Annotated in this window: 17 protein-coding genes; 9 read left to right on the plus strand and 8 right to left on the minus strand. The window is 42.0% G+C overall.

The features are described 5' to 3' along the window. Positions 1 to 83: 83 nt before the first annotated feature. A complete protein-coding gene (locus JMX48_RS07610; protein WP_201536245.1) occupies positions 84 to 1,445 on the minus strand; it encodes a DASH family cryptochrome in 1,362 nt (453 codons plus the stop codon). Between the two features lie 697 nt (positions 1,446 to 2,142). Continuing rightward, on the minus strand, positions 2,143 to 3,633 hold the full coding sequence (locus tag JMX48_RS07620; RefSeq protein WP_201536248.1) for an aldehyde dehydrogenase family protein: 1,491 nt from the start codon (positions 3,631 to 3,633) through the stop codon (positions 2,143 to 2,145). A 461-nt stretch (positions 3,634 to 4,094) separates the two neighbouring features. Between JMX48_RS07620 and JMX48_RS07625 the strand changes: the two genes are divergently transcribed. The 7 genes from JMX48_RS07625 (at position 4,095) to JMX48_RS07655 (ending at position 12,795) form a co-directional block, all read left to right on the plus strand. Further along, positions 4,095 to 4,706, plus strand: coding sequence for a TetR/AcrR family transcriptional regulator (locus JMX48_RS07625; RefSeq protein WP_227687945.1), 612 nt, complete (start codon positions 4,095 to 4,097; stop codon positions 4,704 to 4,706). A 392-nt stretch (positions 4,707 to 5,098) separates the two neighbouring features. After that, positions 5,099 to 6,310 (plus strand): iron-containing alcohol dehydrogenase, encoded by a 1,212-nt coding sequence (locus tag JMX48_RS07630; protein WP_201536249.1) that lies wholly within the window; start codon positions 5,099 to 5,101, stop codon positions 6,308 to 6,310. A gap of 144 nt (positions 6,311 to 6,454) precedes the next feature. Next, the gene (locus JMX48_RS07635) at positions 6,455 to 7,504 is read left to right on the plus strand and encodes an NADP-dependent oxidoreductase (RefSeq protein ID WP_201536250.1); all 1,050 of its coding nucleotides are present in this window, start codon (positions 6,455 to 6,457) and stop codon (positions 7,502 to 7,504) included. 193 nt (positions 7,505 to 7,697) lie between these two features. Further along, positions 7,698 to 8,375, plus strand: coding sequence for a type 1 glutamine amidotransferase domain-containing protein (locus JMX48_RS07640; RefSeq protein WP_201536251.1), 678 nt, complete (start codon positions 7,698 to 7,700; stop codon positions 8,373 to 8,375). A 64-nt stretch (positions 8,376 to 8,439) separates the two neighbouring features. Next, the gene (locus JMX48_RS07645; protein WP_201536252.1) at positions 8,440 to 9,069 is read left to right on the plus strand and encodes a glutathione S-transferase family protein; all 630 of its coding nucleotides are present in this window, start codon (positions 8,440 to 8,442) and stop codon (positions 9,067 to 9,069) included. 684 nt (positions 9,070 to 9,753) lie between these two features. Beyond that, positions 9,754 to 11,442 (plus strand): MFS transporter, encoded by a 1,689-nt coding sequence (locus JMX48_RS07650; RefSeq protein WP_201536254.1) that lies wholly within the window; start codon positions 9,754 to 9,756, stop codon positions 11,440 to 11,442. 69 nt (positions 11,443 to 11,511) lie between these two features. Beyond that, positions 11,512 to 12,795 (plus strand): HlyD family secretion protein, encoded by a 1,284-nt coding sequence (locus tag JMX48_RS07655; RefSeq protein WP_201536256.1) that lies wholly within the window; start codon positions 11,512 to 11,514, stop codon positions 12,793 to 12,795. 86 nt (positions 12,796 to 12,881) lie between these two features. Here JMX48_RS07655 and pdxH read toward each other — a convergent pair whose 3' ends face one another. From pdxH to cysS, 5 genes are all read right to left on the minus strand, one after another. Then, positions 12,882 to 13,547, minus strand: coding sequence for a pyridoxamine 5'-phosphate oxidase (gene pdxH, locus JMX48_RS07660; protein WP_227687946.1), 666 nt, complete (start codon positions 13,545 to 13,547; stop codon positions 12,882 to 12,884). A 38-nt stretch (positions 13,548 to 13,585) separates the two neighbouring features. After that, on the minus strand, positions 13,586 to 14,956 hold the full coding sequence (gene glmM / locus JMX48_RS07665) for a phosphoglucosamine mutase (RefSeq protein WP_201536259.1): 1,371 nt from the start codon (positions 14,954 to 14,956) through the stop codon (positions 13,586 to 13,588). A 197-nt stretch (positions 14,957 to 15,153) separates the two neighbouring features. Continuing rightward, the gene (gene guaB / locus JMX48_RS07670; protein WP_201536261.1) at positions 15,154 to 16,626 is read right to left on the minus strand and encodes an IMP dehydrogenase; all 1,473 of its coding nucleotides are present in this window, start codon (positions 16,624 to 16,626) and stop codon (positions 15,154 to 15,156) included. 441 nt (positions 16,627 to 17,067) lie between these two features. Next, entirely contained in the window at positions 17,068 to 19,059 is a 1,992-nt protein-coding gene (locus tag JMX48_RS07675) for a mechanosensitive ion channel family protein (protein ID WP_201536264.1), read from the minus strand. A 158-nt stretch (positions 19,060 to 19,217) separates the two neighbouring features. Beyond that, positions 19,218 to 20,678, minus strand: coding sequence for a cysteine--tRNA ligase (cysS, locus tag JMX48_RS07680; protein ID WP_201536267.1), 1,461 nt, complete (start codon positions 20,676 to 20,678; stop codon positions 19,218 to 19,220). A gap of 228 nt (positions 20,679 to 20,906) precedes the next feature. Between cysS and JMX48_RS07685 the strand changes: the two genes are divergently transcribed. Continuing rightward, a complete protein-coding gene (locus tag JMX48_RS07685; RefSeq protein ID WP_201536270.1) occupies positions 20,907 to 21,506 on the plus strand; it encodes a cob(I)yrinic acid a,c-diamide adenosyltransferase in 600 nt (199 codons plus the stop codon). A gap of 201 nt (positions 21,507 to 21,707) precedes the next feature. Here the strand turns inward: JMX48_RS07685 and JMX48_RS07690 are convergent, their stop codons facing one another. Further along, the gene (locus JMX48_RS07690) at positions 21,708 to 22,652 is read right to left on the minus strand and encodes a hypothetical protein (RefSeq protein WP_201536273.1); all 945 of its coding nucleotides are present in this window, start codon (positions 22,650 to 22,652) and stop codon (positions 21,708 to 21,710) included. Positions 22,653 to 23,075: 423 nt separating this feature from the next. Between JMX48_RS07690 and JMX48_RS07695 the strand changes: the two genes are divergently transcribed. Then, on the plus strand, positions 23,076 to 23,804 hold the full coding sequence (locus JMX48_RS07695; protein WP_201536275.1) for a glycerophosphodiester phosphodiesterase: 729 nt from the start codon (positions 23,076 to 23,078) through the stop codon (positions 23,802 to 23,804). Positions 23,805 to 24,109: the final 305 nt, after the last annotated feature.

The following is a 24,109-nucleotide window of genomic DNA, read 5'->3' on the forward strand; positions in this document are numbered from 1 at the left end:
ACCAGCAGTACTGTGGCGTTTTTAAAGTATTTTGACGATATAGACTGTTAATCAGCAATTTCATCATATATTAATTCACCAATTTACTGCGTCTCACCTTGCCACTGACGAATAAAATCACCATTTGGATCGTATTGCTGGGTTTGTTTGGCGAGATTAAATTGCCTGCATCCTCTTGGGTCAGCCCCAACGCCTGCTAAATACTGCCAGTTGCCCCAATTACTAGCGACATCATAATCAATGAGATTTTGCTCAAAATAAGTCGCACCATAACGCCAATCTAAACCCAGTTCATGAATAAAGCAGCTCGCAACTAGCTGCCGTCCGCGGTTTGACATATATCCTGTCGCGTTTAACTGATTCATACAGGCATTGATGATGGGATATGGCGTTTGTCCATTTTTCCATTGCTCTAAACGCCTTTGATCCCACTGGGTTGAGCGAATATGCTGACCAATACCTTTAAACAAAAATAACGTTTGTTGATGGGTAACCGCGTACCAATAAAAGTACTCGCGCCAAAGCAGCTCAAACCATATCCAATAGGTTGATCCATTTGCGATGACATCGCGCTCATAACGGCGCAGACGGTTCAATATCACGTTTACAGACAAAGCACCATTCGCGAGCCAAGCAGAAAACTTTGTAGAATGTGTCCAGTCATCGAGCGCATTTCGCGTAGTTTTGTAGGTACGCGGCGCATCAGAATCAAAATAAGCCTCTACGTGTTTGAGACCATTTGACTCACCACCTTTAAAACTAGAGACTTGCTGTGACGGCTTATCAAGCCTTCTCTCATCAGACGATTGCGATTCAAAAAAGTATTCGTGTTTACTGAGCATGCTTTCAGGCATTTGCGCGAGCGATTTTGGCGTTAGACAAGTAGCGATATCTGTTTGTGCATTCAATAAATCATAATCTGATTCAATTTTTTTACGAAATTGCGTAAAGCTTTTAGGCAAATCCTCTAGCGGTAACTCGTCAAACAAAGTAGCGGTTGTCTGAATATGCCAATGTACTTGCGGATGCTGATTCTGTAAGAGAGCATACGCTTGATTTTGATTATAATCTGCCGTTTGGCTGATGCAGATATCTGTGACCTGTTGCTGCTCGATGAGCTCATTCAACTGCATAAAGGTGTCTGATACTGCCGGATTTTTCTGTAGATATAGCAATCTATTACCAAGCTGCATCAGTGAAACATTTAAGTCAGCCAAGCTCTCATGCAGAAACTGCTGGCGGGCATGACCCATAGTGTCATAATGATAAGCATGCTGGTCTTTTTTATTGTTTAGCGTATCAGTCAAAGACGATACATAAACGAGCAGTAATCGTCCATTACTGGATAAATTAGCCGCTTTTAATAACGTGGCATTATCCGCTATCCGTAAGTCATTATGGAATAAGACCAATGTGACGTTTTTATCAGATGGCTGGTTTGACATTTTCTAAACCTCTCACTATTTGGTTTCTCTTGATTAACCACGACAACCTGTCTTTAATATTTTAAAATATCATATACCGTTTAAGAGATATTTGATATTCGACCACGATGCTAACAGAATATCAATCGAGCAATATTCTCAGACATAAAAACCACTGTTAAACATTGACTCTCATGAGCCCGACTGCTTAAATGGTTTACCTCTAGGAGAATACTATGATTGAAGAAAATACATCAGATGCAAAGCGTAAACTCATCAATCGGTTTTTGGTAAGACTAACGAAAGAGCAACCGCAAATGTATTACGCCACGACCTCTGAGATATCTCGGAGCATCCATACCATGATAAAAGAACATACCAATCGCTTGTCGGTAGAAGAGCAAGCACTGGTCAGGCGCATGACTATAGAAGAGATTGGGGGATTACTGGGCTTCCATGCCAGATAAACGACTATCAACCGATTGGTAAATAAATCGTTTTAAGTAATCGCCAAGTGTCTCACAAAAAAAGACCGCCATGAAAGCGGTCTTTTTTTTATTCAAATGATAGTTTCAGACTATATAGTCGCTGAAAAGTTAAATCGATACATCAATCGTCAGATACTACTGATATAAATTTTTCTCGCTTGCTGTGCCATTGAAGACAGAGGCTTCGAAAAATTCATTCCAGCAGTACTGTCGCGCTTTTTTTGACTATACTAGAATGGATATTCACGTGGCTCGTGCTGCATTGATACCCAATGCGTTCTAGTAAATTCTTCTAGCACCCATTCACCATTGAAGCGACCGATACCTGAGTTTTTCTCACCACCAAACGGTAGATGGCTCTCATCATTTACAGACACGTCATTAATATGGGTCATACCTGCTCTAATACCACGAGCAAAGCGCAGACCTTTTGCCATATCTTTTGTAAAAACGGCGCTGGACAGACCATACATTGAGTCATTGGCTATCGACAGGGCGTCGTCCTCGTCTTTGGCGCGAATAATACCAACCAATGGTCCAAATACTTCATTGCGTGACAAATCCATCTCACGAGTGACGCCAGTAAAGACATGTGGTGGCACCAATTGACCGTCAATATCACCACTCAAGACCATGGTAGCACCTTCTTCTTGTGCTTGAGCAATCTTGTCTTTTAGTGATTGAACCTGTTTTTTATTAACGATTGGACCCACTGCTGTATCGCCCTTGCTAGGATCACCAACGTTTAATGTCTTAACATGTGCTAAGAAACGCTCTACAAAATCATCATAAACTTCATCTTCCACAATGATACGGTTGATAGCGACACAAATCTGACCTTGGTGTAAGAACTTACCAAACACAGCGGCTTTTACGGCTTGTTCAATATCAGCATCTTTTAGGACGACAAAGGGACTGTTACCACCCAACTCTAATGCCACTTGCTTGAGGAAATCACCGCCATTGGCCAACTCACCAATGCGCTTGCCGACCGAAGTAGACCCAGTAAATGAGACAAAACTTGGGATTTCATGCGTGACAATCGCATCGCCTATCTCACTACCCGCCCCAACGATCACATTGAGCAATCCTTTTGGCAGACCGGCCTCTTCAAATATTTTTGCAAATAGCAGACCGCTCGTGATTGGTGTGTCACTAGCAGGTTTCAGCACAACTGCATTACCAAGTGCCAATGCTGGCGCAATAGAGCGCTGCGTCAGATGTAATGGAAAGTTCCATGGGCTAATAACCGCAATGACACCTAGTGGTTCACGGTAGACAAAGTTTTCTTTGCCTGGGATATTAGAAGGACGAATCTCGCCATGAACACGGCTAGGAAATGACGCTGCCTCTAACGTAATTGAGCGTGCATTGCTGAATTCTGCCATGGCTTTGATACGAGTACTACCAGACTCGTGGATAAGCCAATCAACGATTTCATCTTGACGCTCATCAAAGATTTTGACAACTTTATATAGCACAGCAGCACGAGCAGCAGGGGTTTCTTTCGCCCATGCTTTTTGTGCCTGACTTGCTGCTTGATAAGCTTCATCAAGCTGCTTCTCGGTTGCTTGCTGAATCTCTACTAGTGTCTCACCATTATATGGATTGGTATTAGTATTGACGCTGTCGTCTTGACCTTTTTGCCACTTACCAGCGATGTATTGCAGATGAAAATCTTTGTAAGCATTGGCTGTCGTATTATTGGTATCAGTTGACATAATTGACCTTATTTATCTTATTTATCTTATGGGAATCATTTAATTTTTAAGTGAAATTGTATATCTAGCAAATTGAGAGAGTAATAATTGATATCATTGTTTCTATTGAGCTATCTTTCTCATGGTCTATCTTCCTCATGGTCTATCTTCGAGACACCTAATAAAGTGTATTAAACCGAAACTTGCTAGACGACTGGTCTAATGTTAACATAGATATAATAGAAACTAGAATATTTTGTCATTAAAGATTGTTGAAAATACGTAACGCTTTTATTACTTACTGAGGCTATATAGCTACTGATAACAAATACTGAAAAAGGTGATAAATAGTCTAAATACACGCATAGACCGTATAATAGATAACTTTTAATAACATTAATGACTTTTAATACCCTAATAGCTTTTAGTAGTGTGGTACGCCATACTCTATTCAATCAAATTTGCAAACACCCTAGGAGAACATGACTACTATGTCTGCTAACGCAACCAAAATTCCACTAGATACCAAAACGCATCTGTTAGAAACAGGCTATCAGCTTATCGCTAAAAAAGGATTTACCGCTGTCGGTCTCAAACAGATATTAGACACCGCAGGCGTCCCTAAAGGCTCGTTTTATCACTATTTTGCCTCAAAGGAAGCATTTGGCGAGGCTCTTATTAGCAATTATTTTGCCAACTATAAGATACGTTTAAACACTATTGCTCAGCAAGATGTTAGTGCTCAGCAGAAGCTTTATAATTATTTTCAGAACTGGTATGACACTCAGCAAAACGGCTGTGACTATGACAAGTGCTTGGTGGTTAAGCTGAGTGCTGAGGTCGCAGATATCTCAGAACCTATGCGTATTACATTGAATACAGGTTATCAGCAAATCATCACTTGGCTGGCTGAGCACATCAAAGCGGGCTGGGCAGATAATTCTGTACCGCAGTCTGAAAACATCTCTGCTGAAAGCATAGCCAAACGCTGGTACTTTGCATGGCTTGGTGCCAGTTTAATCGCCAAAACCAGCCAGACCAATACACCGCTTGCAGAAGTCTGGCAGATGACGACGTCACAAATGGGCCGCTGATACTATAGATGATTCTCAGCGGTCACCCTACATATCTGACTTAAAAAGCGGCATTGTTACAGGAATATATTACTCGTAAAATCCAAATTTCTAGATCGTTTCCTTATTTTAAAAATGAGGATAAAGATAATGCCCTACCCTATGACGCAGTAAGAGAAGTTTATTTCAGCTACGATCCCCTTTTATTCGTGTTTTTTTCAACTGGCCATACGCATCTATAATAAGATAAAAAAGTTATAAGAGAGTTTTGTAAAAATCTCTAGACGACTGGTCTATTTAATGTACAATACGCATCAATCTTTGGAGTAGATGCACAAATAAGCATTGCTCACCATTCATTGTTCAACGTCAAAACATTTGATAGAACCATTTTTATTAACATTAGGAATATTATGAATAACTTTCAATATTACAACCCCGTCCGTATCGTTTTTGGTGAAGGTCAAATCGAACAATTATCAGATCTAGTCCCTACTGATGCGCGCGTGCTCATTACTTATGGTGGTGGTTCAGCGCAGCGTACAGGAACGTTAGACGAAGTAAAAGAAGCATTGGCAGCGAGTGGCACACGCACTGTATTTGAATTTGGCGGTATCGAAGCCAATCCAGAATTTACTACGCTATTAAAAGCGGCTGATATGGTCAATGAGCACAACATTGACTTCTTATTAGCAGTCGGTGGTGGTTCAGTCATCGATGGCAGCAAGTTTGTTGCGTTGGTTTCTTCATTGACTCAAGCAGACGGTACAGTCTCACGTGACCAAGCATGGGATGCGTTGAATGACTACTGCAAAAACCTCGATTCTGCTATTGATTTAGGTGCAGTTTTAACCATTCCTGCTACTGGCTCTGAGATGAACTCAGGTGGCGTTATCAATTATAGTGAGCGTCAAGCAAAACTTCCATTTGGCAATCCACTTGCCTTCCCTAAATTCTCAATTTTAGATCCTATCAAAACGCTGACATTGCCTGAACGTCAAGTAATGAACGGTGTTGCCGATGCATTCGTCCATGTTATGGAACAGTATTTGACTTATCCTGTGAATGCTAAAGTTCAAGACGCCTTTGCTGAAAGTTTGCTTAAAATCCTTATCGATGAAGGTCGCGTGGTTAAGCAAGACCCAGATAATATGGAAACCCGTAAGAATATTATGTGGACAGCGACCATGGCATTAAACGGTCTGATCGGTACTGGCGTACCACAAGACTGGACAACTCATATGGTCGGTCATGAACTGACATCTCTACACGCTATTGACCATGCACGTACGTTAACCATCGTTCTGCCATCAGTGATGCGTGAGCTAAAAGAAAGTAAAAAAGAAAAACTGCTTCAGTACGCACATAATGTATGGAACATCACAGATACTGATCAAGATGACGACGCAATCATTGAAACCGCCATTGTCTACACCGAAAACTTCTTCCGCGAACTTGGCTTGCCAGTGAGCTTAGAAGACGTAGATTTGACTGAATCAGCAATTGACCCAATCATCAAGCAGCTTGAAGTACACAAAATGGTGAAATTGGGCGAGCACGGTAAAAACGACTTAGCCGTCTCACGCCGTATTCTCGAACGTGCTGTAACCAGCAAAGCGTCTTAATGGTAGATTCTTAATAATAGCTTCTTAATAAGACAGATTATCGTAATAAAAAAACATATCGTTATGTTATTGATAGTAGTTACTCAGCACTGAGTAGCTACTACGTTTAAAATAAAAACTAAGAAATATAAAAGGAATATTAAAATGAGCTTTGATAAGCAACAAAATCAAGAAAAAAACCGTCAAATCAAACTGGCTAGCCGCCCAACAGGTGAGCCTAAAGCCGAAAACTTTGACATGGTTACTAGCGAGATTCCCTCGCCAAATAATAACGAGATGCTATTGCGCACAGTCTATTTATCTTTAGATCCATACATGCGTGGGCGTATGAGCGCTGCTAAAAGCTATGCTGATCCACTAGAAGTGGGCGATGTCATGTTAGGTGGAACGGTTGCCCAAGTCGTCGAATCCAATATTGATAAATTTGCGGTCGGTGATCTGGTCGTCTCAAACTCAGGCTGGCAGGACTATAGTGTCAGTGATGGCGAAGGTGTCCTAAAGCTCGATAAAGATATGCCAAACCCTTCTTATGGTTTGGGTGTGCTGGGTATGCCAGGATTTACGGGCTATATGGGCTTCACTGATATCGGTAAACCACAAAAAGGCGAAACATTGGTCGTCGCTGCCGCTACTGGTCCAGTCGGTGCTACTGTCGGACAAGTCGCCAACCAATACGGCTTACGCACCGTTGGTATCGCAGGTGGTAAAGAAAAATGTGATTTTGCGGTCAACGAGCTTGGCTTTGATGCCTGTATCGATCACAAAGCCGATGACTTTGCCGAGCAACTAAAAGCGGCTTGTCCAGATGGTATCGATATTTACTACGAAAACGTGGGCGGCAAGGTATTTGACGCGGTCATGCCATTATTAAATGCGCATGCTCGTATTCCAGTCTGTGGTCTCGTTGCACAATACAACGCCACTGAACTCCCTGAAGGTCAAGATCGTTTGAGTGTACTGACAGGTCTGATCTTAAGCCAGCGCTTAACCATAAAAGGTTTTATTATCTTTGAAGAGTATGGCGACCACTACCCTGAGTTCTTAAAAACCATGAGCAAATGGGTTGAGTCAGGCGACGTAAAAACCAAAGAACATATTGCTGAGGGTTTAGATAATGCACCTGACGCCTTTGTTCGTATGCTCAACGGCGACAACTTTGGCAAAACTGTTGTCAAAATCGCTGACGTTAAATAATGAGCAGTAACCAAAGAATCAGATAACGACTTAACTACATAATTCGTTAAGACAACCACTGAAAGTGACACATTAACCATGAATACTGTTAGCTGTCATTTCTAATACTACTATTCGTTAAGTATTATTCATTGAACATGACTGCTAACAATCAATAATTTAAAAACGACATCAACAATAAACAAGGATAATTATGAACATTTTAATGGTACTAACTTCACACGATAAATTAGGCGACACGGGCAAAAAAACAGGTTTTTGGCTAGAAGAATTTGCCGCTCCTTACTATGCTTTTCTTGACGCTGGTGTCAATGTTACGCTAGCCTCTCCTGCTGGTGGTCAACCGCCACTCGATCCTGGTAGCGATACCGAAGACACGCAGACCAAAGATACCAAACGCTTTAAAGACGATAAAGACGCTCAAGAACGTTTGGCCAATACTGAAAAGCTGGCTGACATGAAAGCGGAAGACTTTGACTCGGTCTTTTATCCAGGTGGTCATGGCCCATTATGGGATTTGGCCGTCGACCAAAACTCTATCAATTTGATTGAGACATTTGTTAAGCAAGAAAAGCCTGTGGCCTTTGTTTGCCATTCGCCTGCTGCGCTTAAAAACGTTAAAATTGATGGTGAATATTTGGTCAAAGGTAAAACAGTGACTGGCTTTACCAACTCTGAAGAAGCGGCTGTTGGCCTTACCGATGTTGTACCATTTTTAGTAGAAGATGCATTAAAAGCCAATGGCGGCAACTATGAGAAAGCCGCTGATTGGGAATCATTTGTCGTAGAAGATGGTCTGTTGATTACGGGGCAAAATCCAGCGTCATCAGAAGAAGCAGCGAAACGCTTGATAGCTAAGCTTAACGGTTAATATCGCGTAGCAGCTAACATCGCTTGACGCTCAACATAAAAGATCACTTAAAAAGGTCAACATCATGATTCGCTTACATCATCTCAATCAATCACGATCATTACGCATATTGTGGCTTCTAGAAGAATTGGGGCAGCCGTATGAGATTGTTAGCTATCAGCGTAAGGCTGAAAATAACTTAGCGCCTGATAATCTCAAGGAGATACATCCACTGGGTAAGTCGCCAGTCATCGAACTAGATGGTCAGGTCTATTCAGAGTCGGGTGCGATCACGGAGCTATTGATCGAACGCTTCGCGCCAGATCGCTTGCGCCCTATAACTGATAGTGTAGATTACGGACATTATTTACAGTGGATTGATTTTGCCGAAAGCTCATTGATGTTGCCGTTAATGCTTGAGTTATTTACCAAAAAAGCAGGCATCAATGACAATGAGTTTTTGAATGGTTATATCGATCAAGAAAAGACCAAACTTTTCAGTTATTTAGATTCAGCGGTCAAAGACAAGTCTTATATCGTTGGTAATAAGCTGAGCGGTGCTGACTTTATGTTGTCATTCGACTTGATTATTCTTGCTAAGCGTCAGAAATTAGATAACTATCCGCATATTAAACAATACGCGTTGCAACTGGCCAGTCTTGACAGTTATCAGCGTGCCATGCGTTTAGAAGCAAATTATGACGAATCGCTCTAATAGATTTTTTTAAAACTAGGGCGTGTCATTATTTAGATTGTGAGGCTTAAAATGAGATAAATTGCAATCAAACAAGGAAAATAACGCAGATAATATCGAGATATTAACCAGTTATTTGACGATGTTTGGTAAAATTTAGCCATTGTAAGACCACTAAATGATTAAGTGTGCTAATTGATGACATGCCCTATTATCCTATTGTCTATAAAAACAGCTCTGTAAAGGGCTGTTTTTATTTTTGATCGAAAATCCTATTACCTATAATGTCAGATAATATAAAGCAGGCGCTTTAAAGCCTTTTTTACTTAAGTTAATAGGGTTATCGATGTATTACCCGATTTGTTCTCATAGTAAACCTCTAAAATATAGTTGATTCAATTTGAAAGTGGTACAAGGCAACCGAGTGTAGATGTATATTTGATACCTCAAACGAGGTTAACGCTATTACTCTTTTATAGTGTATTGACTATAGATTACGATACATGTAATGAATTACGAGTATATAAAAAAATCTCAATCGAAATTATGATAAAATATCTCAAGTTTTTTTTGAGCTATTTTTTAGCTTTGTAAGTACTTCAAATAATACTAAGCCAATAGCTACTGATTCAACTGATACTGTCTATTTGTCATTTGGGCGCTGTGTTATGTCACTTAATCTCCTATAAATATCGTCGTACGCTCATGAATACTGAATATCAATTTAAGCCACATGAAAAACCAATGATGGTGGGTTCTCCAGCCAATCCTGATCATCCTGCACGCCGTAAAGTATTTTATTTACTTATTGGTATTTTCATTGGTATAACTGCCAGCTTCCAAAACGGTCTACTCGTTGCAAACTTGACTCAAATTCAAGGCCAGCTGGGCTTAACGCCCGTCGAAGGTGGTTGGATATCTGTCAGCTACAATATGACCAATGCCTGTATCACCGTCCTACTGTACAAAATTCGCCAGCAGTTTGGCATGTCGCTTTTTAGTAAAATTACCCTATTTTTTCTATTAGCTGCGACGAGTTTACAGTGGTTGGTCAGTAGCCATCTATTGAACGCTACCAGTCTCCAAATTGATCCTTATTATCTAGAAATCATTGCTAGAGGACTCAGTGGCATGGTGGCTAGTGGCATGACCATATTGGGTTTATTCTATTGTTTGCAGGGTATGCCAACTGTCAGACGTACCAGTGGCTTAATATTGGGTTTTGGCTTGGTGCAGTTTGGTATTCCATTATCACGTATTATTTCGCCCTACCTCGCTGTCGATGGTCTACTCGAAAACTTATTTTTATTTCAATTTGGTTTGGCGTTGATCTGTTTTGGACTGATTAATCTATTAGAGCTGCCGCCAGGTAATACTGAAAAAGTATTCGAAAAACTGGATTTTTTAAGCTTTGCATTTTTTGCTAGTGGTCTTGCCGCGTTGGCGGTGTTTTTGGTACAGGGCCGCATACAATGGTGGACGACACCTTGGCTAATTTACTCACTCATTATTGCAAGCGTCAATATTAGCATCGCACTATGGATTGAAACGCACCGCAAAAATCCCATGCTACAAGTTCGCTGGATGCGTAGTCGCAATATTATTGCTTTTATGATCACGGGTGCGGTGATGCGCATCTTGCTGTCTGAGCAAAATGTAGGCGCCGCAGGGTTACTTGCCAGCCTTGGCTACGGTAACGATCAGCTGATTACTTTTTATGCGGTCATCATATCTGCCAGTATATTGGCATTGGTGATTAGTATTTTTACGACCGCTGCGACAGAGTTGCGTCGTCCCGTTATTTTTGCCGTGGCATTGATCGCCTTAGGTTCTTGGATGGACGTTGGTGTGTCTATTAATTCAGCACCCTATATGTTTTATCTCAGCCAGTTTTTGATTGCCTTTGCCGCGGTTTATTTTATGGGGCCTTTGGTTTTTGAAGGATTTTTGCGGGCTATTGCCAGTGGTCCTGCTTATATTATTAGCTTTTCAGTGATTTTTGGTATTTCTCAAACGGTTGGCGGGCTTGCTGGTGCTGCCGCCATTCAAGCTTTTACCACTATTCGGACAAAGGTGCACTACGCTGATATGGTCAGCTCACTCAACTTAGGAGATCCTGAGTTAGTCGCACAAGTTGCAGGCGCACGTAGGGCGTTATCGAGTCAAACCACAGATTCTGCCCAAGCGAATGTTGCTGCCATCGGTCAAGTTGTGCAAGGTATCCAGCGGCAAGCGACCGTTTCGGCGTATAGCGATTTATTCTTTGTAATGGCCAGTATGGCTACTCTCGCAACGATTATCTTATTGATCAATTATTTTTACTATCGCTATCACAAACGTAACCCGCTTGCCAAAGAGCTTGCGGTGATGGCCAAAATGCGTGAATCAAAATGATTTGGTTCATTATATTAATAGTAGTCAAAACCTTTCAGCATTTATTTATTCAATATTTAGGAGCGCGTCATGAGTCAAGAAAAACCTAGTGAGCTTAACCAAGAAACTCAGACGTTAACTGACGCTTCAACCAAATCTGATGCTCCCACAAAAAACACACCGACAGAATCTGATCTTAATAAGACAGAGATGACAACGGACTCTGTGCAAAATCAAAAAGAACCCTTAGAAGCTAGAGCAACGGCAGATACGGTAGACAATAATGAGCCGCCTATGCCGCCAAAAGAGTCTATTGATAGTGCTGCTGGCTGGTCACCCAAGAAAAAATCTTATTTGAATTTAGGATTATTGATTCTATTAATTGTCATTGGGGTTGGATTGGTTTTATACGCGTGGAAGCTACCACCTTTTACGCCAACCATACAACAAACCAATAATGCCTTTGTCAAAGGCCAAACGACCATTATTAGCCCGCAAGTATCAGGCTACGTGACCGAAGTGGCTGTACAAGATTTTACCAATGTAAAAGCAGGTGATCTGCTGATAAAAATTGACGATCGAACGTTCCAGCAACAGCTTGAACAAGCGCAAGCAAATACCGAAGTTGCCCTGACCAATCGCTCTAGTAATACTCAAGACACCCAAACTAGCCAAGCTCAAATCGAAGCACGAGAAGCGGATTTGTATAGTGCCAAAATCAATGTTGAAAGTGCGCGTGAAGATGTGAATCGCTATCAAGGTTTGGATGCCATCGGTGCTGTATCAAAGGCAGAGGTTGCTCATATCAAGGCACAGCTGGCACAGGCGCAGGCGGGTGTTCAGCAAGCAGAAGCCAATCTACAAGCTGCCCGTGAAAATCGTGAAAAAACAAGTGGCAGTCGATCATCGCTAGATGCGAATATAAAAAGTGCGGATGCAGGTGTCAAGCAAGCACAAATTAATTTGGACAATACCATCATCACCGCCCCTGAATCTGGCCAGCTGAGTCAAGTCAGTGTCAAAGAAGGCCAATACGTTAGTGCTGGTACACAGCTGATGTATATCGTACCAAAAGGTGTGTGGATTATTGCCAATTTTAAAGAGACTCAGATAGCAAAAATGGCTATTGGAGAACCAGCAACCATTCATGTTGACGCGCTTGGTGGTGCCAAATTTAGTGGTCATGTCAGTAACATCTCACCAGCCACAGGCAGTGAATTTAGTGCTGGTGCGGCCAATCCTGCGACGGGCAACTATATCAAAATTGCCCAACGCATTCCTGTACGAATCGATTTGGATCAAAATCAGCCTGAGCTTGCACGCTTACGCCCCGGTATGTCGGTTTCTGTCGATATCGATACCAGCGTTAAATGAAATAAATAGCATAAAAAAGTCTCTAATCAATCCCATTATAAAAGGGTTGATTAGAGACTTACACTGTCTTTAAAACAGCTGCATGGCTATGGTAGTAAACGTTTGGTCGTCCAATTTGCTACATCGTCTTTGCTGTCACTCTCTTGCATATAAACAATGCGGTCGTGCATCCGATTGGCGCGCCCTTGCCAAAACTCCATTTTTTCAACGGTGATTTCATAACCACCCCAAAATTCAGGTGTTGGTACTGGCTTGTTTTCTGGATACTGCGTTTGTAATTGTTCGAACGTTTGTTCCATTATGTCACGATTGACCACTTCACCGCTTTGTGGACGACTAACCCACGCCCCTACTTGGCTATCATGCGGGCGTTTTTGAAAATATGCCGCAGATTTATCATTGTCAATTTTAGCAATACTGCCGCTAATACGAATTTGACGCTCAAGTTCATGCCAAAAAAACAGCGCTTCAGCATTCGGGTTTTCAGCGATGTCCTGACCTTTCGCACTTTCATAGTTGGTATAAAAGACAATACCATTCTCTGTAATTTCACGCAGCAATACGATACGGACACTAGGTTTATTATCCGCGCCGCAGGTTGCTAAGCTCAATGCATAGGGTTCTTGTACGCTTTGTTCTATTGCCTCATTCATCCACGCCTTTAACAGCTCAAATGGCGAATCTGGTACTGACTGTTGATCAAGCATACCCTTCTCGTATGACAGGCGTTGATTGGTAAAATCCATGCTCATTTTAAGTCCTTGTTTTGCTATTATTTTTTTAAAAGCGATTAGCCCAATACTGCTTTAATACGATCGGCCAAATCATTGGCCATCACGTCGCATTCAATCACATCATCTGACTCAACCATCACTCGAATCATGGGCTCTGTACCAGACTGACGAATCAGTAAACGACCACGCCCTTCTAACGTAGCCTGCGCTTTATCAAAAGCGGCGACCAGTTCTTCATGCTCAAAAGGATCTTGCATCTGAGACAAACGTATATTGACCAGTTTTTGTGGTAACACCTCAAAACCTTCGACAAGATCACTGAGCGCACGCCCTCGAGCTTGCATCACGGCCAATACTTGCAAAGCCGCTATAATAGCATCGCCCGTACGACTTTTATCTAAGCATAAGATATGTCCAGAAGGCTCTCCGCCCAATATCCAGCCCTTGGCTTCAAGGCTCTGCATGACATAACGGTCGCCTACTTTTGCACGAGCAAACTCAATATCCGCTGCTTTCAGTGCTAGTTCCAGCCCCATATTACTCATAAGTGTACCAACCACGCCCTCAGCCTTGGTATGACCTTGAGTCGCCAACAAGTATAAGATGCCATCACCGTCGATTAGCTTACCCGTTTCGTCAACCATCACGATACGATCACCATCACCGTCTAAGGCGATACCAACATCGGCTTCGTGCTCGAGTACCGCTTTTTGTAAACCCTCAGGATGCGTCGAACCGCAATCAGCATTAATATTAATGCCATCAGGCGTATTATTAATCGCGATTACATTGGCACCAAGCTCACGCATGACTCTTGGTGCCACACTGTAGCCTGCCCCATTGGCACAATCGACGACGATGGTCAGATGACTCAGATCATACTGATAAGGAAAACTGCCTTTACAGAATTCTATATACCGACCTTTGGCATCATTGATACGATTGTTTTTGCCAAGTTTGGAAGGATCCAGAATAGGCATGCTTACATGATTGACGCTCTCAGATTGAGTCATAATGGCTTTTAATTTGTCATTAATAGCGGTTTGCATCTCATCGGTTAGCTTTTTGCCATTACTCGAAAAAAACTTGATGCCATTATCATAATAGGGATTGTGCGAAGCAGAAATGACCACGCCAGCATCTGCATGAAAACTACGAGTCAAATGAGCGATAGCAGGCGTTGGCAATGGCCCTAGCAGATTTACATCGACACCCGCTGCATTAAATCCTGCTTGTAACGCGCCCTCAATGACATAGCCTGACAGGCGGGTATCTTTACCAATAACCACACTTGGTTTACGCGCCGGATTGTCATTGTTTTCTACTAATACCAGCCCCGTCACATAGCCTAACTTCAAAATAAAATCAGGTGAAATAGGTAATTCACCAAATTTACCGCGAATGCCATCGGTGCCAAAGTAGCTCATTATGGGTGCTCTCCAAGTCTAAAAGTGAAAGGTCAGGCCTATATGCAGGCAATACTATCATTATAATAATCTGATTATGTATTTTACAAATAAAACAGCCAACAATAGCAAGGTATTGTTGGCTGTTTGTATCTCAAAGTCACTGCAGCCCTACAAATCAGAGGGTGTTGATATAAAATCAGGCTGAAAACTATCGTTTAATTCACTCGATAGTTTGGTGCTTCTTTAGTGATTTGTACATCATGAACATGCGACTCTTTCATACCAGCTGATGTAACCTTGATAAATTGTGGATTGGTACGCATGTCTTCGATGGTTGCAGAACCTGTATAACCCATTGATGAGCGTAAGCCGCCAACCAATTGATTAACGATACCAGCAACTGGGCCTTTATAAGGAACACGACCTTCGATACCTTCTGGAACCAATTTTTCTACACCATCTTTGGCATCTTGGAAGTAACGATCTGATGAGCCATTTGAGCCTGACATAGCACCCAAGCTACCCATACCACGGTACGCTTTATAATAGCGACCTTGGAACAGCTCTACTTCGCCCGGTGCCTCTTCCGTACCTGCCATCAATGAGCCTACCATGATGCACGAAGCGCCTGCTGCAATGGCTTTTGCCATATCACCTGAATAGCGAATACCACCATCAGCAATCAATGGAATGCTGTCTTGTAATGCGCTAGCAACGTTATCGATGGCTGAGATTTGCGGCACACCAATACCTGCGATGATACGAGTGGTACAAATTGAACCAGGGCCGATACCCACTTTCACCGCGTCTGCACCAGCATCACGTAATGCTTTAGCTGCATCGCCTGTTGCGATGTTGCCACCGATTACCTGTACATTTGGATAGTTTTTCTTAATCCAAGACACCTTATCAATCACGCCTTTTGAGTGACCATGTGCTGTGTCAACGACGATGATATCTACGTCTGCTGCGATGAGCGCTTCAACACGTGCTTGCGTGTCTGGACCTGTACCAACGGCTGCACCAACGCGAAGACGGCCTTGCTCATCTTTACAGGCATTCGGATTGTTTTCTGCTTTAGCAAAATCATTGACCGTAATCAAACCGCGTAAACGGAATTGATTGTCAATAACAATGACTTTTTCGATGCGGTGCTCATGGAGCAATCTTTTGATATTTTCGTTACTCTCACCTTCATGCACCGTGACCAACTGATCTTTTGGTGTCATGATTTTACTAACTGGTAGCGATAAATTGGTCTCAAAGCGCCAATCTCTATGGGTTACGATACCCACGACATTGTCTGTACCTCTTTCGACTACAGGGACACCTGAGATATTGTTATCGTTAGTCAACTGTAGTAAATCACCAATGGTCATTTCTGGATGCACGGTGATAGGATCGACCACTGTACCCGCTTCAAATTTTTTGACACGGCGTACTTGTGTGGCCTGCTTGACGATATCCATGCTCTTGTGCAAGATACCCATGCCGCCTAACTGTGCCATTGTAATGGCCATTTCAGACTCGGTCACCGTATCCATAGCCGCAGAAATAAGCGGTAGATTAAGGGTAATACTTTTGGTCAAACGGGTAGACAGATCGGCAGTTTTTGGCAAGACTTCAGAATAGGCTGGCAACAATAAAACGTCATCAAAGGTTAAGGCTTCATCGACAATTCGCAACATACAGACCCCTAGTGTGGTTATTTTGATGGGTGGGATTTTCGTATTAAGACGATCAATTAAGATCACCGATATGGCTTATAATCCTAAAGTCTTATTTAGCCAAGACTTTACATCATAAAGCATTAGATAATCAGCAATGAGCCAGCTAAGTAAAACACTCGAAAATTGCCATTAATTTATCGGTAGTAAGTGCAGGTAACTATAACGCCGCCTTACTCTTAATCACTCATTTATCCCTTAAAAATAACGCCATATTATAACAAATAAGCACGCCAATCGCATGCTTATTTGTCAGGTTATTTTGCTCGCATCTATCTATAGTCAAAATATCCTAAAAATACTACGGTAATGCTGCTATCAATTTTTTGTAACCTTTGTCTGCGTAGGTACAGCAAGCAAGAAAAATTGATAGCCTTTATCTAATGACAAATAGACAGTGACTTACTCGTCTTCATGTTTAAGTATCACACGCTCAGATGGTAAGTATTTGTTTTGCTGCTCATGCAAGTAGCCAAGCATCCTCTCACGTACCTCACAAGCCAGCGTCCATGCTTCCATAGGGCCTATCGCTGACACAGAGCCACGCAGTTGAATCGTTTTTTCAGTCACCTCAACCACAAATATTTCAGGCTCAGTTTTGTTGTCCCAAAGCTTGTTATTTTTAACCACCGATATAAAATGCTGACGAATGCCATCAATATCTGCACCATAGTCAATGTATAAAAACACAGGACAGGTCTGATGTACCTCTGTATGTGACCAGTTCTCTACCCTTTCAGTGATCAGTTGGCGCATTGGCACGATTAATCGACGTTCATCCCATGTTTTCAGTACCGCATAAGTGTAACGCAAATCTTCAACGGTACTAAAGTTGCCATCCATTATCACACTGTCGCCGATGCGTACGGGCTGCGTCAGTGCCACCTGCACGCCAGCGATAATATTACCTAATATAGGCTGTGCGGCGATGCCGATGACCACGCCAGCAATACCAGCAGAAGTCAATAAGGTCTTGCCAAGGCCATCCATATTGGCAAACTCACTAAGCCCAATCCAAATGCTGCCGAGAATCATCACAAAGATAAAAACGCGACGGAATATCGATACATAAGTGCGGCGACGTCGTTCCTTATCAAAATGCTCTTCTGACAGATTTTCGATCTGCATGTTTTGATAGCGATTGGCAAAAAAGTTAATGACACGAATACCAAGCCACATAGCACTAAATACTAGACCAGTCCAAATAAGCGGGCGCGTCGATGAAGCAACGGCATCTAAGTAGGGAAAGCCGCCTGAAACCAAAGTGAAAACGAGCAAAAAGCTAATCGTGAAGGTCAAAGGTACCGTCAGTTTGCTGACCAAATCTGCCACGCCATTGCTACTACCGACATACATACTGTATTTTTCGTCATCAATATAATAACTGATGATCTTTTCAGCCCCCTTACTCAGTAGCCAGCCGACACCCATCGTGAACAAGAAAAATAAGATGAGTGCTAAAAACTCCCACAATGCGATGCCAAAAACTTTAAATTTCATCCACGTGGGTAAGTAGCGCTCAAACTCTGCTGGATGATACTGCTCATAGAGATTGTCAATATTGCCCACTGTCTGAGCGGAGAACACCCAAACAGGCGCACCATCCTCCGTTCGTACGCGCTGCAAATGGATGGGAACACGGCGCTCACGGTAATCAATATAACCAAGCTGAATAGAACGTCTGGCAATGCCCAATACACTGCTGGTATTACCAAGCGGTGGTTCAATCAGGCCATCAGGTCGATCTGGCAAATCGTCAAACACATAAAGCTTTTTTTCAGACAATAAAAAATCAAGACGCTTTGTCAATTCCAAAGCACGAGTACGCTGAGTCTTTTCATCAATCAAATTCATATTGAGGGCGTAAGCGGCCAAATCATACTGATGCTTCATCACTGCTGATTGAAAAAACTCTAACGTTGCAAGCGGTGTGGTTAGATTCGGCGGTACATCCAATGGCGGTAAGCCCACATTGAGTCTGTCTAAAAGGTAGTAATTTTCATTATACTCACCCGTCAGACCAGAATCCCCCTGCAATGTCCCTGCTTGCTCTACGGCATTACGCTCAGTAGGATCAAACACATTTTCAGCGATGCTAGAAACACTAAGATCCTCCTCTTTGATCGTATTGATTTTTTGAGTCGCATACTCCGCCAATTTATCCAGCTTATCTGGCGTTTGTGAATCAGCTTTGTCATTTGTACTTTGCTCATCATTTGCACTGGCCGCATTAGCGGGTATATAAATCGTACTGATGGCAATAATGAAAAAGCCCAATAGCAATTGCAAGGTGTTATCGCACAGACTAAAACGCCTTACATTGTAATGGTGATTGCATGCACCATCACTTGCAGTCAAATTATCTTCAATAGCACCATTTTTGAGAGTATTCATATTTTTCAAAGTCACTGATTTAAAAGGGGTAATATACAAAGAATAGAGCTAAATATAATCTTACATCTAGGGCGTGTCCTCATACAGTCTACAAAAAAAGCCAACCTAAGGCTGACTTGATTTATTACTATAATTATATATGTTTGGTAATATTTATCTTATGCACGGCGCCATGTTGTACCAGCGCGGCTGTCTTCAAGTTCAATACCAGCCTCTTTTAATTGCTCACGTACCTCATCTGCACGGGCAAAGTTTTTATTGGTTTTAGCATCAGCGCGCTCAATAATTAAGCTATCTATAATCGCATCTGTCAAACCATCATCTGTTTTCTCACCAGTCACTGCTTGCAAAAACTGCTGTACTGGCTGCTGCAAAATATTCAACACTTGCGCCAACGCTTTGAGCTGCTGTGCCAATTGCCAAGCAGTCTCTACTTCTTCGGCTTTAATCGCTTTATTGATATCACGTGCCAGCCCAAATAGTACGCTGATAGCGGTGGAGCTATTAAAATCATCATTCATGGCTTTGATAAAGTCTTGTCCCGCCGCACTGCTATAAGCGTCATTTATCATTGCATCGTTGATGATTAATGTTTGCTCTTTTTGCTGTTCAGCCAATTTTAGAACATTGTACAGTCTGCTTAGGCTATTATGCGCTTCCTCTAGTGCGATATCAGAGAAGTTTACTTGGCTACGATAATGACTCGATAATAAAAAGAAGCGTACGGTTTCAGGATGGAAATACGAGATAACATCGCGAATGGTTGCAAAATTGCCTAGCGATTTAGACATTTTTTCGCCATCGACATTGATAAAGCCAACATGCATCCAATTACGCGCGTACTCACAGCCAGTCGCTGCTTCAGACTGGGCAATCTCGTTTTCATGATGTGGAAACTGTAAATCATGACCACCACCATGAATATCAAAAGTGTTGCCTAGGCACTTAGTCGACATCGCAGAGCATTCAATGTGCCAGCCTGGACGCCCTTGCCCCCATGGTGACGCCCATTGTGGCTCATCAGGTTTTGCCGCTTTCCACAAGACAAAGTCGAACGGATTGCGCTTATCATTTTCGACATCGACACGCGAGCCTGCCTGCATATCCTCTAAGTTACGCTTCGATAATTTGCCATAATCTGCAAAACTATCGACGGCATAATATACATCACCATTGTCACCTGTATAGGCATAATTACCCGTGACTAGGGTCTCAATCATTTGCTGCATGTCATCGATGTAGTCAGTTGCCCGCGGCTCAGCATCTGGCGACAAGCAACCAAGTGCAGAGAAATCTTCGTGCATTGCATTAATAAAGCGCTGTGTTAATGCGCCAATCTCCTCGCCGTTCTCAGCAGCACGAGCGATGATCTTGTCATCGATATCGGTAATATTACGCACATAATTAACGTCATAACCCAATTGCGTCAGCCAGCGTACTGCCATATCAAAGCCAACCATCATCCGAGCATGACCAATGTGACAATAATCATAGACGGTCATACCGCACACATACATGCCTACTTTTCCTTCGACAAGCGGTTTGAATGACTGCTTGCGTCCAGTGAGTGAATCGTAGATTGCAAGCTGAGACATAGCGTCTGCAAGTGGTGTGGTCATAGTGGAAAAGCCTTTTTATTAAGAGTATAGAGAATAAAATGAGAATAGCAGCCATGTAGCATGATCGAATAAAAACAATGATCGATAAATACAGTAAATATGGCTACTACCTAAAAAATAGCAGTAATATAAAAATTAACCCATTATCTTAGCGAAAATGGCTATAAAATACTACAATGAGCGCGCAACTAACATTATTCAATCATAAAAATAGCTAAGGATTTAGAGATGGGCAATCGCTTAAGCAAAATATATACACGTACTGGAGACGATGGCACTACTGGCATGGCAGATGGTAGCCGTGTCAGTAAAGCCGATAATCTGTTTAACGTGATGGGTGATATCGATGAGCTAAATTCACATATTGGCCTAGTACGTGCTCAATTACAAAAGAATAAAGGGCAATCTATCGATAAAGAATTTTCTCAAGCGTTGGTCATCATTCAGCATTTATTATTCAATATCGGCGGTGAGCTTGCTATGCCAGAATATGAAGGCATCAATGCCACTCATATCGACTGGTTAGAGCAGCAGATTGATGAGATGAATACGACCTTGCCACCACTAAAAGATTTTATTTTACCGACGGGATCAGTGTTGGTCAGTCAGTTACATGTGGCACGTTGTGTTTGCCGACGTGCTGAGCGCCAAGCGGTACTATTGCAACAACAGCGCCCAGAAGCCATTCGACGTACTGCCATCACCCTTATAAATCGTTTGTCTGATTGGCTGTTTGTCGCCGCTCGCTTTTGCACTGATCCCAGTCAAGTCTCTGAAGTACTTTGGGACAGTCAAGTCTTGCAAGTGTTTGCTGATGATAATTCGTAATATAGTCAGCTAAAAATAAAACGGTTATACGGATTTAAAGGCACTACTGGTATAAAATCATAGAACAATGCCATGATTATTGATTATTAAGCATTGATTATTGATAATCGCCGAAACATAAGAGAAAAAGCCCGCAAATTTATCGTTGCGGGCTTTTCTTTATTTGACGAGCGTAGTTAAAAATAGCTTCAATTTTATAAATTAATAAGTAGCGCTGTTATCTTCGATAATCACCATATCGATGCTTTCATCTTTGGGTACTAGCTTTGGTGTATTTGGTGTTGTAGAATTTTTGTTCTGGGTAGTAGGTGCTGTGGTTGCTGCACTGTTTTCTGTCGCGCTGTTTTGATTGCTGCTTGGACGGTTAATGGTTGGCGACGTAGCAGGCTCAGTAGGACGAATCGGCTCAACTGGGGTTGATTCTCTAGGTTGGCGCGCTGGTGCTGATTGACTGTCACTATTTGAGGTAGAAGCACGTTGTTGGGCACGCTGATCATCCACCGCTGATTTGAATACAGAACTTGCCATTACGTCAGCGACGACAGTAATCAAAGCTGGTTGTCCTGCGATACGTGTACGTACCTGACCACTTTGAGTGCCAACGACATAAGTAAAGGCATCGTCAACGAGCATATTGTTATTGATACGGATGTTATTTTGCGCTAAACGTGACTGCAGACTCGGCAGATTATTTGCCGCTTGTATTTGGTTGGCTTGATACAAATCTTCGCTTGGCAAGGTCATGCTAACGCTTGCCTGACAGGTTGTTAAACCATTGCCATTGGCTTCTTGTATGATCGCTGCATTTTGTATATCAATCACGACACCATTCGTTTTATTCGTAATAACGCCGTTGTCTAGACTGACTTCTGCATCATTCGCATAATTGGCCGCCAGTGATTGTGCTTGTTGATTAAGCGTATTTCTGAGCGTGTTTTTAAGACGATCTTGTACCATTGGATCATCACAATTAACGGCAGCAGCTACCGCATTCTCATCAACGGTGGATTCCTGCTCCGTTACTTCTGCTGTCTCAGTGGTATCTTCTTTCTCTGAGCGATTACAGCCTGCAAGCACCAAACTGCATACTATGCCAATTCCAGCTGCTTTGTGCCATTTGCTCAAACTCTTATTTGCTACGCTCATGATGATTTTGCTCCCAATTTACTAATTCATACCGCCACTGACGGACAGTGATTGATGCTCAAACCGCAACCCTAGCTGCCATAGATTTGAAAATCACATTATTATACGGTTTTTAAGTGACAGGGTCATTAGTGTAGCCTATGGATATACAAATAACGCCACTCATTATGGATAAAATCTGCCCTTAGTTGCAAAAACATAACAAACACATACTTATAAAGTCGGTGTGAGCGTGAAATTGCATGGTTATTATCAAATAAATTATTCAAAATTTAAAAATAAAGAGTATTTGATATATTGGTATACGCACCTCATTAGTGCAAGAAGTCTTACCAAAACACACATTTATAGCGCAGATTTCATTAGACGTCGTTAATGCGGATCTATATGATTACTCGTAAAAATAGCCAATGACATATAACTATGATAAATTTTGAACACACGCTTTTATTGGGTCATCGCGGGGCTCGCGGTGAAGTATTAGAAAATACATTGATGGGTTTTCAGCATGCTCAACGCCTCAAAGCGCATGGCTTAACAGGAATCGAATTCGATGTGCAGTTAAGTGCTGATGGCCATTTAATGGTGTTCCATGATGATAATTTAGAACGTATGTGTGGTCAGCAATCTCGCATTGACCAATTAACGATGGCAGAACTCCAGCGCTATCTACAATTTGGTCAGCACATTGTCACATTGGCTAGTATAGCGCCTGTGCTAAATGATTTTACTTACATTGAGCTCGAAATTAAGACAAATGACCGCACTGATTATGGCAAACTCATCAAGGCGCTGGCACACGATTTAATTGATAGCCCATTTGCCAACTTACCTATCGTATTGACAAGCTTTGATATGGAACTTCATGCTCGGCTACATTGCAGTAAACTATTAAAACATATACCGCGTGGTCTATTGATTCGTACACCTAAGGCGTTAATAAATGCGACCAACACAGCCCTACAACTTGGCTGTGTTAGACTGGGTGTTCACTATCCTCTGTTAAGTCAGTCTTTTATTGACCACAGCCACCGTTATGGTTTGCCAATCAGTGCTTGGACGGTCAACGATGTCGAGACAATCAGACAGCTCATACAATGGCAAACTGACGTGATTATTACCGATTATCCAAGCCACTTACTTATTGATTAATAAACTAATTTTTGCTTTTATTTTCATAAAATGATGTACATATCTATCGTGTTGTTTACACTTTTACGTCATGCCTGATAAGTCACCAATTATTTTCGTTAATACCTCCTATAATCGATACAAGTTATTGTTATTTAGCAATATTTTTATAGTGTATAACTGTTCACTTTACTGGATTTTTAAGGTATTATAGAGGCTTAAATTAATACCGTTAGGGATATTATATGATTGCAAAAAAAGCACTTGGCTTCCCGCTTAAAGGCTTACGTTTCGCTATCAAATCTGGCGACACGCTTGTAAAAGCC

Origin of the sequence: Psychrobacter immobilis (assembly GCF_904846225.1) — a bacterium.
In the GTDB taxonomy this organism is placed as follows: domain Bacteria; phylum Pseudomonadota; class Gammaproteobacteria; order Pseudomonadales; family Moraxellaceae; genus Psychrobacter; species Psychrobacter immobilis_F.